General features: G+C 27.3%; 15 protein-coding genes and 1 riboswitch. Of the genes, 2 read left to right on the plus strand and 13 right to left on the minus strand.

Translation table 11 applies throughout. The annotated features are described in order from the left end of the window. Positions 1 to 8: 8 nt before the first annotated feature. From kduI (AC4FRL_RS07715) to AC4FRL_RS07750, 8 genes are all read right to left on the minus strand, one after another. Positions 9 to 839: a 5-dehydro-4-deoxy-D-glucuronate isomerase gene (gene kduI, locus AC4FRL_RS07715; RefSeq protein WP_491139641.1), complete on the minus strand. Its 831-nt coding sequence runs from the start codon at positions 837 to 839 to the stop codon at positions 9 to 11. Positions 840 to 994: 155 nt separating this feature from the next. Further along, a complete protein-coding gene (locus AC4FRL_RS07720; RefSeq protein ID WP_491139642.1) occupies positions 995 to 2,014 on the minus strand; it encodes a sugar kinase in 1,020 nt (339 codons plus the stop codon). Between the two features lies 1 nt (position 2,015). Further along, positions 2,016 to 2,657 (minus strand): bifunctional 2-keto-4-hydroxyglutarate aldolase/2-keto-3-deoxy-6-phosphogluconate aldolase, encoded by a 642-nt coding sequence (locus AC4FRL_RS07725; protein ID WP_491139643.1) that lies wholly within the window; start codon positions 2,655 to 2,657, stop codon positions 2,016 to 2,018. Continuing rightward, the gene (gene kduD / locus AC4FRL_RS07730) at positions 2,654 to 3,430 is read right to left on the minus strand and encodes a 2-dehydro-3-deoxy-D-gluconate 5-dehydrogenase KduD (RefSeq protein ID WP_491139644.1); all 777 of its coding nucleotides are present in this window, start codon (positions 3,428 to 3,430) and stop codon (positions 2,654 to 2,656) included. Before kduD ends, AC4FRL_RS07725 begins: the two co-directional genes overlap by 4 nt. Before the next feature lie 26 nt (positions 3,431 to 3,456). Beyond that, complete coding sequence (gene kduI / locus AC4FRL_RS07735; protein ID WP_491139645.1) at positions 3,457 to 4,287, minus strand: 5-dehydro-4-deoxy-D-glucuronate isomerase; 831 nt, start codon at positions 4,285 to 4,287, stop codon at positions 3,457 to 3,459. A gap of 108 nt (positions 4,288 to 4,395) precedes the next feature. Next, complete coding sequence (locus tag AC4FRL_RS07740; RefSeq protein ID WP_491139646.1) at positions 4,396 to 7,194, minus strand: polysaccharide lyase family 8 super-sandwich domain-containing protein; 2,799 nt, start codon at positions 7,192 to 7,194, stop codon at positions 4,396 to 4,398. 214 nt (positions 7,195 to 7,408) lie between these two features. Next, the gene (locus AC4FRL_RS07745) at positions 7,409 to 8,281 is read right to left on the minus strand and encodes a YitT family protein (RefSeq protein WP_491139647.1); all 873 of its coding nucleotides are present in this window, start codon (positions 8,279 to 8,281) and stop codon (positions 7,409 to 7,411) included. 413 nt (positions 8,282 to 8,694) lie between these two features. Then, positions 8,695 to 9,228: a YcxB family protein gene (locus AC4FRL_RS07750; RefSeq protein ID WP_491139648.1), complete on the minus strand. Its 534-nt coding sequence runs from the start codon at positions 9,226 to 9,228 to the stop codon at positions 8,695 to 8,697. A gap of 264 nt (positions 9,229 to 9,492) precedes the next feature. Next, a riboswitch (purine riboswitch) is annotated at positions 9,493 to 9,594 on the plus strand. A gap of 245 nt (positions 9,595 to 9,839) precedes the next feature. Here AC4FRL_RS07750 and AC4FRL_RS07755 point away from each other — a divergent pair. Continuing rightward, positions 9,840 to 11,195 carry a nucleobase:cation symporter-2 family protein gene (locus tag AC4FRL_RS07755; RefSeq protein WP_491139649.1) on the plus strand — a complete coding sequence of 452 codons (1,356 nt, stop codon included), beginning with the start codon at positions 9,840 to 9,842 and terminating at the stop codon, positions 11,193 to 11,195. A gap of 63 nt (positions 11,196 to 11,258) precedes the next feature. Here AC4FRL_RS07755 and AC4FRL_RS07760 read toward each other — a convergent pair whose 3' ends face one another. The 5 genes from AC4FRL_RS07760 to udp all read right to left on the minus strand — a co-directional run bounded on the left by AC4FRL_RS07760 (position 11,259) and on the right by udp (position 15,739). After that, the gene (locus AC4FRL_RS07760) at positions 11,259 to 12,119 is read right to left on the minus strand and encodes an NAD(P)-dependent oxidoreductase (protein WP_491139650.1); all 861 of its coding nucleotides are present in this window, start codon (positions 12,117 to 12,119) and stop codon (positions 11,259 to 11,261) included. 66 nt (positions 12,120 to 12,185) lie between these two features. Further along, positions 12,186 to 12,338: a hypothetical protein gene (locus AC4FRL_RS07765; protein WP_491139651.1), complete on the minus strand. Its 153-nt coding sequence runs from the start codon at positions 12,336 to 12,338 to the stop codon at positions 12,186 to 12,188. A gap of 42 nt (positions 12,339 to 12,380) precedes the next feature. After that, a complete protein-coding gene (locus AC4FRL_RS07770) occupies positions 12,381 to 13,217 on the minus strand; it encodes a metallophosphoesterase (protein ID WP_491139652.1) in 837 nt (278 codons plus the stop codon). Between the two features lie 485 nt (positions 13,218 to 13,702). After that, positions 13,703 to 14,893, minus strand: a complete 1,191-nt coding sequence (locus AC4FRL_RS07775) for a phosphopentomutase (RefSeq protein WP_491139653.1) — start codon at positions 14,891 to 14,893, stop codon at positions 13,703 to 13,705. 66 nt (positions 14,894 to 14,959) lie between these two features. After that, positions 14,960 to 15,739: a uridine phosphorylase gene (udp, locus tag AC4FRL_RS07780; protein ID WP_491139654.1), complete on the minus strand. Its 780-nt coding sequence runs from the start codon at positions 15,737 to 15,739 to the stop codon at positions 14,960 to 14,962. A gap of 226 nt (positions 15,740 to 15,965) precedes the next feature. Here udp and AC4FRL_RS07785 point away from each other — a divergent pair, with 226 nt between their 5' ends. Then, a complete protein-coding gene (locus AC4FRL_RS07785) occupies positions 15,966 to 16,697 on the plus strand; it encodes a GntR family transcriptional regulator (protein ID WP_491139655.1) in 732 nt (243 codons plus the stop codon). Positions 16,698 to 16,712: the final 15 nt, after the last annotated feature.

Below are 16,712 nucleotides of genomic sequence, written 5' to 3' on the forward strand. Positions count from 1 at the left end.
CTCTCAATCTATCTTAAAACATCCATTGGAATATTATCCATATCATCAAAAGTTTTATTTTCTCCACACATTCCCCATATAAAGGTATAATTACTTGTACCTACTCCTGAATGTATTGACCAACTTGGTGATATTACACATTCTTCGTTTTTAACAACTAAATGTCTAGTTTCTCTTGGCTCTCCCATTAAATGAAATACTCTCGTATCTTCTTCCATATCAAAATAGAAATAAACTTCCATTCTTCTTTCATGAGTATGACATGGCATTGTATTCCAAGCATTTCCTGGCTCTAACATAGTTAATCCCATTAATAGTTGACAACTTTCACAGACATTTGGATGAACATATTGATATATTGTTCTCTTATTTAAAGTTTTATTATCTCCTAATCTTACTGGATTAGCTTTTTCTATATCTATCTTAACGTTTTCATATTCCTTATGTGCTGGTACTGAATTAATATATAACTTTGCTGGATTTTTTGGATCTACTGATTTAAATTTAACTTCCTTATTTCCTTTTCCAACATATAAACCATCTTTTTCTTTTAATTCATATTCTACTCCGTCAGTAGTTACTATAGCTTTTCCACCTATATTTATTATTCCTAATTCTCTTCTTTCTAGGAAATATTCAACTCCCATTTCTTTTCCTGCTTCTAATTTAAGCTCTTCATAAACCGGTTTTATTCCACCAAAAATAATTCTATCTACATGGCTATAAATAAGTTCTATCTTATCATCCTTAAATATATCTTCAACTAAATAGTTTTCTCTTAATTCTTCTGTATCATATCTTTTTGAATCCCTTGGATTATTAGCATATCTAACTCTCATAATTTCCTCCCACTTACTTATTAAAACGTTTTACATAAACTGTTTTACTAACTTATATTTTTATTATATTCTTACAAAATTCCATTGTCAACGTTTTCTTTTATTTATATTAAAAAAATATTCACATTATTTTATCAATGTTCAACTTTTAGAAACTATCTATTTACACTTCCTAAATTTTTATTGTTTATTAAATCAATTATATCCTCATTAGAGGAAATACTTACATCTCCAAGTTGAGTTTGTTTTAATACTGCCGATGCAGTTCCAAACTCTACAACTTCACTTAATGATTTATATTTATTATTAATCAATGACTTTATAACTCCAGCAGCAAAAGCATCTCCACCACCAATTCTTGATATCATACTAAATTCATATTTTGAGGATTTATAAACTTTCTCTCCATCATAAAATACTCCTTGTAAGGTATGATAATTATACGGTGTTCCTGCTCTTAAAGTTGTTACAATGTTTTTAACTCCTAAGTCTTTAGAAGTATAACTAAATCTTTCAACAAATTCTTCATCTGAAATCTCTTTAATAGATGCATCTAAAACACTAAAAGGCTCCCCCTCTTTATTTAGCCATCCAAAACATAAATAAGCATCCTTTACTACAGGCTTCATTATTTTAACAAACTCATCATAGCTTTCAAATAATTTAGCCCTGTAATTTAAATCAACACTTATTTTTATTCCTCTTTTTTTTGCTTCATTTATTATTTTTAAAGAAAGTTCACTTACCTCCTTAGATAATCCAAAAGTTATGCCTGACACATGTAATAAAGAAACATCTTTAAATAAATTTTCAACATCTATATCTTCATACCTTAAGTCATTAATAGCAGAATATTTTCTATCATATATAACTTTAGACTTTCTAGCTGAACATCCTTCCTCATAATAATACAAGCCAATTCTTTCTCCCTTAGAAACTATGAAATCACAATCTATAAATTGTGATTTCAAAAAGGATTTTGCAAAATTGCCAATTTCATTATCAGGTAGAGCTGTTAAAACTCTAGTTTCAATTCCTAAATTACTTAGTCCAACTGCTACATTAACCTCTGCTCCTCCAAAACAAACATTAAAATTATTAACTTGTCCTATTTTATTATTGTTTGGAGGAGTTAATCTCATTAACATTTCTCCTAATACTAAAACCTTCTCCATATTAAACCTCATACTTGCGTAATTTTTTAATACGCTCTATATACTTTTTAGTTTCTTCTTCTATCTTATTAAACTCTTTTAATTTCGTAAGGGCACTTCCAATACTAACTATATCACAACCATTGTCTAACCATTCGTCCATATTCTCAAAACTAACTCCACCAGATACCATTATGGCAATACCTTTTATAGGTCCCTTTAAATCCTTTACAATGCTTGGCTTAAAAGCTGAACCTGGAAATAATTTTATTACATCAACCCCTAGTTCTCTTGCTTCTTTTATTTCTCTTGCTGTAAAACATCCAGGAATATAAGGTATTCCATATCTATTACATAAAATTGCTGTATCTTTGTCAAAACTTGGACTTACAATAAACTCTGCTCCTGAAAGTATTGCAACTCTAGCAGTTTCAGAATCTAATACAGTACCTGCACCAATAATTACATTGTCTTTTTTATCCTCAATAAGTTCTTTTATTATCTCATCAGCTCCTGGAGTTGTAAAAGTAACTTCTATAACATTACACCCTCCACTTATTGCAGCCTTTGCAGTATTTATACCTTCAACTTTTGTATTGGTTCTAAGAACCAATACAAAAGCTTCATTTATTAAATTTGTTAGTGTTTTTATTTTATTTATCATCTTACTAACCATCCACCATCTATAGCTAATATATGACCATTTAAATAGTCAGAAGCTTTACTTGATAAAAAGACAACTGTTCCCATTAAATCTGAAACTTCTCCCCATCTACCTGCTGGTATTCTTGAAAGAATCTCTTGATTTCTAACTTTATCAGCTCTAATTGGTGCAGTATTAGCTGTTTTTATATATCCTGGTGCAATAGCATTAACTTGTATATTTAAATCTGCTAATTCATTAGCAAATGCCTTTGTTATACCTGCAACTCCATGTTTACTTGCAGTATATGGTGGAACAAATTTTCCTCCTTGGAATGATAACATAGAAGCTATGTTTATAATTTTACCATATCCTTGCTTAGCCATTACCTTTGCAATAGCTTGTGATAAATAATATACTGCATTTAAATTTATATCTATTACAGCTTGCCAATCTTCATCTTTATATTCAAGTAATGGTGCTCTTCTTATTGTACCTGCATTGTTTATTAAGATATCTATTTTTCCAAACTCATCTAAACAAGTTGAAACCACTCTATCTCTTGTTTCTTTCTTAGTTAAATCTCCTTGTACAAAAACAATTTTTCTACCTAAAGATTCAACAATATTTTTAACTTCCTCAATATTATTATCAAAAGTTGTTACTAATATATCTGCACCTGCTGTTGCAAGAGCTTCAACATAAGCCATACCTAATCCAGTATTTCCTCCTGTTACTATAGCTACTTTCCCATCTAACTTAAAAAAATCTAAAGAAAATTTATCCATATTCATTAATCCTCTCTCCTTTTATATTAAAATTATCTTAAAACATCCATTGGAATATTATCCATATCATCAAAAGTTTTATTTTCTCCACACATTCCCCATATAAAGGTATAATTACTTGTACCTACTCCTGAATGTATTGACCAACTTGGTGATATTACACATTCTTCGTTTTTAACAACTAAATGTCTAGTTTCTCTTGGTTCTCCCATTAAATGAAATACTCTCGTATCTTCTTCCATATCAAAATAGAAATAAACTTCCATTCTTCTTTCATGAGTATGACATGGCATTGTATTCCAAGCATTTCCTGGCTCTAACATTGTTAATCCCATTAATAATTGACAACTTTCGCAAACATTTGGATGAACATATTGATATATTGTTCTCTTATTTAAAGTTTTATTATCTCCTAATCTTACTGGATTAGCTTTTTCTATATCTATCTTAACGTTTTCATATTCCTTATGCGCTGGTACTGAATTAATATATAACTTTGCTGGATTTTTTGGATCTACTGATTTAAATTTAACTTCCTTATTTCCTTTTCCAACATATAAACCATCTTTTTCTTTTAATTCATATTCTACTCCGTCAGTAGTTACTATAGCTTTTCCACCTATATTTATTATTCCTAATTCTCTTCTTTCTAGGAAATATTCAACTCCCATTTCTTTTCCTGCTTCTAATTTAAGTTCTTCATAAACCGGTTTTATTCCACCAAAAATAATTCTATCTACATGGCTATAAACAAGTTCTATCTTATCATCCTTAAATATATCTTCAACTAAATAGTTTTCTCTTAATTCTTCTGTATCATATCTTTTTGAATCCCTTGGATTATTAGCATATCTAACTCTCATAATTTCCTCCCACTTACTTATTAAAACGTTTTATATAAACTGGTTTACTAACCTTAGGTTAATTATATAATTACAAAATACTATTGTCAACGTTTTAATAAGTATAAATTATTTTTTTCTCTTTCTAGTAAATAATGTTCCAACTGTAGCTAACACAACTCCAATAGCTCCAAAACTTAAATTATTTATTCCACCAGTCTTTGGTAAAACATCCTTATAACTACTTAAATTTTGATTTTCTTCATTAATCTTTTCTTCAATATCTTCCTTTAATTTCTTGTTATCTAAATCTTTATTCTCCTTATTTTCTTTTTCATAATCAATAATCTTTTCATCTATTTTATCCTCTTTGTCATTTACATCAGAGTTAATAATCTTGTTTTCTATTAGATTAGCTTTATCTTTAACTAAATTATTTTCATTATTATCTTTAATCTTTTCTTTTAAAACTATTTCTAAAGATTCTCCAGAAAGATTTTCTGTATTTGCATTAAATTTTATCTTTCCATTACTTAATTCTATATCAGATATTCTATGGTCAGCTTTTAAAACTTCTGTAGCTTCCTTATTTATTTCTATAGGAATATTTTTTTCTAAGAATGTTGGGTCAGAAATAGCTATACTTAAAGTATTATCATCCTTATTTTCTTTTATAATAACAGAAGATTTTCCTGTTGAAGTAATATTACCAACAGTATTTTTACCTTCTTTCCAAAAGTTAACTGCTTCAATATTTAATTTTTTATTCTTAACTCCATGAGCCACATCATCATTTTGAATTATTTCAATATTTGGATTTTTAGAGTATTCTTCAACCATTTTTTCATTTTTATTTGGTAACAATACATAACTATATTTTTCATTCTTTATATTTTTACCATGATTTATATACATAGTTAAATAATTATCTTTAACTATTTTATCTGCTTCTGCCTTAGAAGAATTTACGTTAATCCAATTTCCTTCTCTTTCATCTCTTATTAAATTAATATCTACTCCCTCAGGAAAATAATAACCTATATCTGCACCTTCTACATTCCCTTCTAAGTAAGCCCATTTTGCCTTAGTAACCTTATCTTTATCATTTAAATTTTCTACCTTTTCCTTTCCATCTACTATAAATTTATTCGAACCATCTGCCTTTATTTTTCTATTCTCAATTATTGTTTCATTTTCAAAATCCTCTTCGTTGCTTATTCCAGAGCCTAAAGCAACTATTTCATCATCAAACATAAACCAAGACTTTTTAGCTTTTAGTGAATCATATTTATTATCAATTTCCATACCTGCTATTCCATAAGAATCTAATTTACTTCCACCAGACCATGAAGCATTTCCTAATTCATAATAAACTTCATTTTGTTGTGATGCACCTGGGTCTAGCCCTTTTATTATTTCCTTTGGCTTTCTTTTTCTTGTATCTACTGTTGTTCCTGGCATCCTATATGGATCTACTGTTGCCCAGAAATTACCTAAAAATTGATTTAAATCATTATTATATAAATAAGTCATTCCATCTCCTTGAAACCAAGGTGTTAAATTTTCTTTGTTCATAAATTCATACTTGCTTATTCTTTTTGAACTTCTTGATATACCTAATGCAAAATTTTCTCTTTTATGAACAGTCTTGTCCATGCTATTTAATGCATAATGACTATTTTCTTCTTCTAAAGGTTTTATATTTTCATTTTCCATAATCTCATTAAACTTACCTATTACATTTATTGATTTAAATCTTGTAGAAAAATCTATAACACTACTAGAATCAATAGCCCATTTCTTTACTAAAGAATTTATTTTATTTGCATTTTCATCATCTGAAATCATAGAAATTTTAATCATTCCCTCAAGAATTCCAGCTGCCTGTAGATAACCATTAGCATTATATCTTGATATAGCTCTTCCTCTAACCATATCCATAACATAACCCTTGTATATAATTGGATTAAAACTTTCAAAAACCCAATTATATATATTATTTTTATTCTCTGATTTTATTGACCATGGAGTATTACCTAATAAAAACATAATATTAGATATTTTTTCAATAAGAACATTTCCATAAGAACCTGTATATGCTATAATTCCATGCTGAAGATATGAACCATCTTTATAAAATCCATCTCCACTATCTACGTAATTAAAAACTCCAACTATATCCTCTGATGCTTCCTGAATTTTTTCTGAATTATTTTCATTTACTCCCTGCAATAATTTATTCATGCAAACATCTGCTAAGTTTGCTCCTGTATGATATTTACTTCCTGGTTCAATACTCGGTAAAAATTTCTGTATTGCACTCATATAGCTTTCAATCTGCTCTTTACTTAAATCATCATACATTAAAACAACAACATTATTTAATCTAGCTGGAATACCAATCATCCAGTCCCACCAGTTACCATACTGTTCTATTTCACTATTATAAGCATTTTTGTTTATCCAATCTAAAGAATATATTATTTTTTCTTTTAATTCTTCACTTTTATAATATTTATTATTTGGTAAATTATAAGCCATAGACATGGTTACTAAATTATTAAACATTGATGTTATCTTAGCTGGATTCTTTTTATAATCCTTTGTGTCTTCCCAAAGAAAATCAAGCTCTTTTTTAGTATTAAGCTTTCCTAATAATTTTTCTGTATTATTTTCATAATATTTTATCTTTTTAGATATACTCTTGTTTCCTACATCTAGATTAGTGCCTCCAACTAAATCTTCTTTCCACCTTAATCTAATATTCTTAATATATTCAACTTCACTATTATAATTTGATACATTATCATAATTATTTTTAACTGTATTATCATTAGCTAAAACCTTTTCATAGCTACTAGCAACAACCATACAAGTTATAATTGATGTTGATATAAGTGCATTGACTTTTCTTTTCTTCGCTTTCATAAATATCTCCCCCTTTTTGTAAACGTTTATAAACGTAACAAATCCATTATATCTTTTTTATGAATTTTTTGTCAATAATTCTTTTCTAATTGTTAAACTTCCAAAAATAAATTAATAAAAAAGAGGGGAATATTCCCCTCTTTTTTATTAGTTAAAATAATTTAACTTAATTTATTTTTATTATAAATTTAAATAAACACTTCTTAATTAAATTTTAAATCAATGAATTATCGTAAAACTTACCAACTACTTCCACTGTTGGTTGTACATTTACAAAGGCTTCTGGGTCTATATCTGAAACATTTTTCTTTACAAGCAATAACTCTTGTTTTGAAATTACAGTTGTAACTGAACTTAAAGGTTCATTTGTATATCCTCCGTAAAGATTTCTTCCAATTGTAACCCCTCTCATTTGACTGTTTATTAAACTATCAACAATTTCCTTCTCTTTCTTAGTGTAAATTGTTACTGTAAGTTTGTACTGTTGTATATAGAATAAGTCTATAACCTTTGTAGTTACATAGATTGAAACTAAACTATATAAAGCTAATTCCCATCCATAAACTAAGCCAGCAACTAATAATATTATTGCATTTACTATAAATCCTAATTGTCCTACAGATTTTCCTGTCATCTTTTGAACAACTAAAACTATTATATCTGTACCACCAGTAGAAAAACCTGCTCTAAAGCACATTCCTACTCCAGCACCCATAAGAACTCCACCAAAGATTGAATTTAAAAGTTGATTTGAAGTAACTTCTCTTGTTGGAATAATACCTATAAAAAATGATAGCGATATTATAGATAAAAAGCTATATATAGTAAACTTCTTACCTAATTTTTTAAATGATAAAAGGGCAAGTGGTAAATTTAAAATTAAAACCCAGGTTGAAATATCTATGTTTATATTAAAAAAATCTAGTCCAATAGATGATAATAACTGTGATATTCCAGTAACCCCTGAAGAATAAATGTGTGCCGGTGTTAAGAAAAAATTAACCCCAATTCCAGCTAAAGCCCCAAAAAGAATTATAGCAGCAATCCTATAGGCAACTTGATAAATACGTTCATTTTTTTTACTCACTATATTCACTCCGTTCAAAATTATTTTTTTCTTTTTATATTATTGCTTGTGATTTTGCTTAATCTATTATATCACCATTAAAATTCTTTTAAAGTGTTTTATTTACTCTTTTTGTAATTTATGATATTTTACGCTTTTTAATATCTATTTATCATTTTATACACATTTAAGTTTAAATATTAATATTCGATACTAGTTGATTTTTTATGTCTAAATATAACTTTTTTTTAACAAAGAAAAAATACCTCATCTCTATAAAAAGAGACGAGGTTTAATTTTTCAATTCATATGTATATTATATCTTATATTTTTATTTGTCAATATTTTCTTCATTTATTGCTATTTTTGAATTTTAATAAGTTTTTTATTACTAAAAAATGAATTCTATATATTTAAAATTTTTAATTTTAAAACTATCCAAGAAGTTTTTTATATCTTGTATCTAATTTTCCTTTTAAAAAGTTTATTAAATCCTCTAATTCTTCTTTCTTTAAATCTTTTTTTCTTATTATAGATGCTTGTTTTCTAGTAAAATAAATAATTATATATTTTTTACTCTCTAAAACCTCATATATTTTTTTATATCTAATCTTGCTTTTTCCTTTAATAGCTGAACTTTTAACTGTTATCATATCATCAAAAAAATCTAATGTTTCTACAGCTTTGAAAAAGTTTCCATTATCCTGCTTAGCTTTTTCTCTACCTGTAACTTCTATTTTTATTATTATTGCAAATAGAGTTATTATAAGCAAGAATATCCAGTAAATAAAAAAGTGCTTAAAATTCATATTTTTATTACTATAGGAAACAAAAAGTCCCATAAGTGCTGTAAGTAATATTATAAATGGCACAGTAAGCTTTCTTCTCAAAAAAGTTGCTATGTATAAAAATCTAGTATAATCTTTTTTATTTATAGATGTTTTAATTGTATATAACTTTTTATCCATAAAACCTCTCCTCCTTTACAAATTTTATATAAATATATTCTAAATCCATTTTCTAATACTTAATTTTCTTTTATAAAAATCTCAATAACATTTTATCATAATTTATACATAAATTTCATTATGATATACTTTAAAAACTTATTATTAAAATAATTTTTATATTAAATATAACTACCTATTTTTAAGTTATTCTTATATATAAATCTACCAAGTAAATTTAGCGAACAATATAAAGTATTGATATTTAAATTTTTCGTGATATAATAAGTGTATTAAATTTCAACTCGTATATAATCGGTAATATGGTCCGAAAGTTTCTACCTGCTAACCGTAAAATAGCAGACTACGAGGAGTTGTACTAAAGAATCTAGAATACTAGACCACTTAAAACAACACCTCTAAAAAGGGTGTTTTTTTATTATGTATAACTTCCTAAAATTATAAGAAACCTTTCTTTATATGAGTTTTAAGATTTAAAATACTAAAAATAAAATTATTTAAAGTAAATTAAATAAATCTCATATTTTATTAAAGTTCTTATAAAAATTTTGTTTTTTATATTTTTAAATCTTAATATTTTAATTCAAAAATTATAAGGAGATTAAAAATTTATGGAAAAGCAAAATTTAAAAAATTCGGAAGTTAACTTAATTTATGGAGTGGATGATGACTTAGCTTTACCAAAAAAAGTTCTATTTGGACTTCAACATATATTTGCAGCCTTTGGTGGTATTATAGTTGTCCCTTTAGTTATTGCTAGTTCTCTTGGCTTTGATAGTAAAGTAACAACAGCTTTAATAAGTGCTTCTATTTTAGGCTCTGGACTAGCTACCATTATTCAAGCTAAAGGAATTTGGAAAGTTGGTGCAAGAGTTGCCTGTATTATGGGAACTGACTTTACCTTTGTATCTCCTGCAATTTCAGTTGGTTCAGTTCTTGGTCTACCTGGAATAATAGGTGCTACAATCCTTGGTTCTTTGTTTGAAATTATATTAAGTTTTTTTATAAAGCCTTTAATGAAATTCTTTCCTCCTCTTGTTACAGGAACAGTAGTTACTTTAATAGGCTTAACCTTACTACCTGTATCAATTGATTGGGCTGCTGGTGGTGCTGGTTCAGCTAATTATGCTAGTTTAGAAAATCTAGCTGTAGCTATGTTTGTTTTAGTTGTAACTCTTTTGCTTAATAATTATGGAAAAGGAATTATTAGTAGTGCTTCAATACTTATAGGAATAATTTTAGGATATATAGTATGTATCCCTCTTGGACTAGTTGATTTTACACCTGTAAAAGAAGCAACATGGTTATCCTTCCCTAAAATACTTGAGTTTGGAGTAACCTTTGATGCTAAAGCGGTTATAGCTTTTATACCAGCATATTTTGTGGCTACAATAGGAACAGTTGGATGCTTAAAGGCTATTGGAGAAACATCTAACATAAATATTGGAGATAAAAAAGTTGCTGCTGGGGTTTTATCTGATGGCATAGGAAGTGCTTTAGGTGGATTATTTGGTTCTTGTCCTAATACCTCCTTTAGTCAAAATATAGGTATTATATCATTAACTAAGGTAGCTAGCCGTCATGTAGCTGTAATGGCTGGAATATTATTAGTTATTCTTGGATTCTTACCTAAAGTAGCAGCTATAATAACAGGAATACCAAACCCTGTTTTAGGTGGTGTAGGTATTATGATGTTTGGAACTGTTGCTGCTGCTGGTATTAGAACCTTAAGCAATATAAAACTTACAGAAAGAAATCTTTTAATAATAGCAATTTCTCTTGGTCTTGGATTAGGTGTTACCTTTAGACCTGATGTAATACATAACCTTCCTGAAGGAATAAGAATGATATTTTCTTCTGGAATATCAACAGGAACCATAGCCGCTTTAATATTAAACATAGTATTAAAAGAGAATAAATCTTCAATGGAATTTGAAAATGTATATAATGAAGAAAAATCTAATTAAAAATAAAAAGTCCTTTTAAGGACTTTTTTATTTTTAATATTTGAAATTCATATATTAAACAACTTATTTATAATGTTTTATTAAAGCTTGTGTTCCTAAATCTCCAAATCCTTCTTTTTCTAATTCTTCATAATTTTCTAGAGCCTTACTTAAAATTTCTAACTCTAAAGCATTATCTAAAGCTTCTTCCTTTGCTAATTTCATATCTTTTATAAAATGTTTTATAAAAAATCCTGGTGCAAAATCCTCTTTTAAAATCTTTGGAGAAAGTAACTCTAATTGCTTACTTCCTGCTGCTCCAGTTGCTACAGAATTTAGCATTCTCTCAACATCTAACCCCTTCTCCTTAGCATAAGCCATTGCTTCACACACTCCTGATATGGCACCTGCTATCATTATTTGATTTGCTAATTTAGTATGTTGACCAAAACCTGCTTTTCCTTCATAACATATATTAGTACCCATAGCTTTAAAAATAGGTAAACAAGCTTTATAGTCTTCTTCTTCTCCTCCTACTAAAATAGTTAAAGTACCATTTTTAGCGCCAACATCGCCTCCAGTAACTGGTGCATCTAAAGCTTTTATTCCCATAGTTTTTGCTTTTTCATATATTTCAACAGCTAGTTTTGGACTTGATGTTGTCATATCAATAACATAAGTCCCTTTTTTAACATTTTCAAGTATTCCCTGTTCTCCAAAATAAACTTCATAAACATCCTTAGGAAAACCAACTATAGTTATTACTGCATCACAATTTAAAACACATTCTTTTATTGTTGAATGAAATATTGCTCCTTCTGAAATAACATCTAAAACTTTTTCTTTATTTCTTGCAAAAATAGAAACTTCAAAGCCCTTCTTAAGTAAATTACGAACCATTGATTTTCCCATTATACCTACACCAATAAAACCTATTTTCTTCATAAATTCTTTCCTCCTAACTAAAATTTAAATATATCAAAATTATTTATATTAAATATAAATATTCTCTTACTTATCAAATAATCCTCCACCATTATTCTTCTTTCTTCCTCCTTGAACAGTTCCAATGCTTTTCTTAGCTCTAAGATTTGAATTATTAATCTTCCCCTTATTTTTCTTTTCTTCTATTAATTTCTTCATCATTTCAATATTTTTATTCATTTTAATTCTCCTTTTTATAAAATAAAATTATGATATGTAAAACTATTTAATCTTCACATAAACCAATTCTGGTCTATTAAAAAGCCTAGTTATTTTGGCACTATTCCCAAGCCCTCTACTAATTATAAGCTTATTTTTATCTCCATGAACCCCTTCTGTATACTTAGGAAAAATACCTTGTCCTGGTGCATAAAGTCCTCTTCTAATTATAGGTATTACAAATTGTCCTCCATGGGCATGTCCCGAAAACATTAAGTGAAAATTATATTTTGAATAATTTCTTTTAAAAAGTTCTGGATAATGACTTAAAACTATTTTAATACCTTCTAACTTTTCTAATTCATTAAAAACTTTAGAATAATCTTCTTTTTTAAAACTTTCTTCCTTCTCTTTAGAATCATTATTCAATATTTCCCTACCTTCTTCAAACATACCTAAAACATTTAATTTTTCTTCTCCTATAGAAAAACTAACTATTTTATTTTTTAAAACCAAAACTCCTCTTTCCATTAAAGAATTAAAAATATAATCTGCTTTTTCACATCTTTTTTCATTATTTCCTGAAATATATATAACCTTAACCTCTTTGTTTAAATCACATAAAAAGTCTATTGTTTCATCCATATTTATAAGATTAGAATCTATCATATCTCCTGTGGCAAAAATTAAATCTGGATGTTTCTTTAAAATAGACTTTTTAAGTCTTATATTTCTTTTTCCAAACTCCTTACCATGAAGGTCCGATAAATGTATAATTCTTAATTCATTTTTCAATCCTAAATTTATATTATATGTACTAGTATCTATAACATTATTTTCGTAATAAAAAAATAAAATTAAAACAACAACCAAAAAACATATTAAAAATAAAATAATCACAAATCCCTCCTTAACAAAATCAAATTTTTTATGTAATACATTTTATATTAATTATATAAAAAATGAAGCTAATTTATAATGGATTTTTATTCTTATAATATAAACTTTGTAAGAAATATTTCCAAGATAAAAGGTAATAATTATAAACATTGTATAATTTTTAATTTTTACTTATCAAAAAACTAAAATTAAATTTACTTTTATATTTAACATTTAAAAAAAGCTTTAAAATCTTTTTATTATTATAAAAGGCCAATTTGTAAGAAAAATTTAAAGTGTTATAATCTTATTTAACAAGTAGAAATATTTATTCCATTATTACTAAGTTTCTTAGAAAATTTAGTATATTTTAATCTTAAACAAACTACTAACATACCAAAAACCTATCCTAAAAAGACTTTTAGCAAAAAACTAAAAGTCTTTTTTTAATAAAAAAAAGTCATATCAAAATAACTTTGATATGACTTTATATTATTTAAAAGGTGTTAAACTAACTTATTTAAAACTGATTCACCAATAGTTCCCTCTGGCATTTTTAATCCAAAGTTATCTGCAATAGTTGCTCCAATAGTTGCAAAAGTTTTTGGAGTTTCTAATTGTCCATGACCTTTCATTGATGGTGAATAAGCTAAAAATGGTACATACTCACGAGTGTGGTCTGTTCCTGTATATGTTGGGTCATTACCATGGTCAGCTGTTATTATTAATAAATCATCCTCATGTAACTTATCTAATACTTTTCCTAAGTTAACATCAAATTTTTCTAATTCTTCTGCATATCCTTGTGGATTTCTTCTATGTCCCCATAAAGCATCAAAATCCACTAAGTTAACAAAACAGAATCCTGTAAAATCTCTATCCATTATTTCTAATGTTTGTTCCATTCCATGAACTGAACTCTTAGATTTATTTCCTTCTGTTATTCCTTCTCCATCAAAGATATCTTTTATTTTACCAACTGAAATAACATCAAAATTATTATCTTTTAATTCATTAAGAACTGTTCTTCCATATGGTTTAAGAGCATAGTCATGTCTATTGCTTGTTCTTTTAAACTCGCCTTTTTTAATTCCTAAATAAGGTCTTGCTATAACTCTTCCAACTTTCCAATCATCTTTAAGAGTTAATTCTCTTGCAATCTCACAACATCTATATAACTCATCTAATCCAAAAGTTTCTTCTTGACCACAAATTTGTAAAACTGAATCTGCTGATGTATAAACTATCATATCTCCAGTTGCAATTTGATGTTCTCCTAATTCATCTAAGATTTCTGTTCCACTAGCACTTTTATTTCCTACAATTTTATGACCAGTTTTTGCTGTTAACTCATCTAATAATTCTTGTGGAAATCCTGTATCTGTAAAAGTCTTAAATGGTTTAGTTATGTGTAACCCCATCATTTCCCAATGTCCTGTCATAGTATCCTTACCAACACTTGCTTCAGCCATTTTAGCTTGGTATCCAATTGGGTCTTTAACTGGAGGTACATTTTTTATTGGATGTAAGTTTGCAATACCCATTCTTTGAAGATTAGGTATATTAAGTTTATCTACTGATTCTGCTATATGACCTAAAGTATCTACATTAACATCACCGTATTTTTCAGAATCTTCCATTGCTCCTATACCTAATGAATCTATAACTATTGTAAAAATTCTTTTATATTTGCTCATTATTAAACCCCCTGAGTGTATTTCCGTATATATTATAATTTTTAAGATTATTATTTTCTAAATTTTTTATTTTTTCTTCTTATCTTCTTTAATTAAGTTTCTTATTCCCTCTATACCTGCTTTTATTGCAAGTTCTGTATCATGAACTTGAGGATTATCAAGTCCTTCTCTTTCTCTTTCTTGGTTAGCTATAGTTAGGAAAACTGCTCCAACTCTTACTCTTAAATAACTTCCTACTATAAATAATGCAGCACCTTCCATTTCTGAACCTAAGCAACCACATCTTTTCCATGCTTCCCATTTATTTAATAATTCATAACTTACTGGCTTAGTTTCTGGTGAATGTTGTCCATAAAATGAATCCTTTGATTGAACTACTCCAGTATGGAAAGGCACTTTTAATTCCTTTGCTCCTTTAACTAAAGCATTTACAACATCTAAATTTGCAACAGCTGGAAATTCAATTGGTGCATATTCTCTTGAAGTACCTTCTGCTCTTATAGAACCTGTAGCTATTATAAGGTCTCCACCTTTAACATTTAAATCCATCCCTCCACAAGTTCCTACTCTTATGAAAGTATCTGCTCCACAATTAACTAACTCCTCTAAAGCTATAGCAGCTGAAGGTCCACCAATACCAGTTGAGGTAACGCTTACTTTTTCTCCATCTAAATATCCAGTATATGTAACATATTCTCTTTTGTCAGCTATTAATTTAGCATCATCTAAATATTTTGCTATTTTAGCACATCTTTTTGGATCTCCTGGCATTATTACGTATTTTCCAACTTCTCCTGGTGCAACGTCTATATGAAACTGTTTGTCTGAACCTTGTGTATAAATCATTTACATTTCCTCCTAATACTTGTTCCTTATAACATTTTAACTTGTCTACTTAGTTGTCTATTTTATATTTATATAATACTATACTTTTTAAAATTTATCAAACGTTTACAGAAAATTTTTTAAATTATTTATTGGTTATTTGTATAAAATCTCTTATAATTTATATAAATACTATTTTTTGTTATTAACTTGTATGAAACTTGTCTACTTTAGAAAGGTGATTTAAATGGAAATATTAACTGTAAGTAAGACTAAAGAATTACTATACGTTACTGTATATGATAAACTCTTTAAAATGATTAAAGAAGGAACTTTTCCAGAAAACAGTAGGCTACCTTCTGAACCTAAACTTGCAAAAACTTTAGGTGTTAGCAGAAGTACATTAAGACAAGCTTTAGCCCTTTTACAAGATGATGGTCTTATAAAAAATATAAGAGGTAAAGGAAACTTTATAACAAAAGAAAATAAAGAAAATAAAACTGGATTAGAAAAAATAGGACATCCTATATTTAAATGCTTAGATGTTACTACTAATAATATTGAAATAGACTTTAAAATAGACCCTCCTTCAGATTATTATAAAAAAATTTTAGGAGAAAATTCTGTTGCTACTGTTTGTATAGATAGATGGTATTTAGAAGATACTCTTGCCTTAGCATATTCATACACAATAATATCAATTGAAGGAATATCAAAATTCAATATAGATTTATCTAAAAAAGAAAACTTATTAAATTTTATAGAAGAAAGATGCTATAAGGAATGTTCAAAAATCAAAAGTACTATAAAATTCACAACTTCAGGGAATTTTGTAACTAAACGTCATCCAATTCATGGAGAAAGTCATTTTTATTTAATAGAAGAAGCTATATATTTTGATTCAGAAATTCCAATAATTTTTAATAAACATTATCTTCCTATGAAACATAGTACTATAAAAATAAACCCTATGAAATAACATTTCATAGGGTTT

This window comes from Clostridium sp. TJA032 (assembly GCF_058310275.1).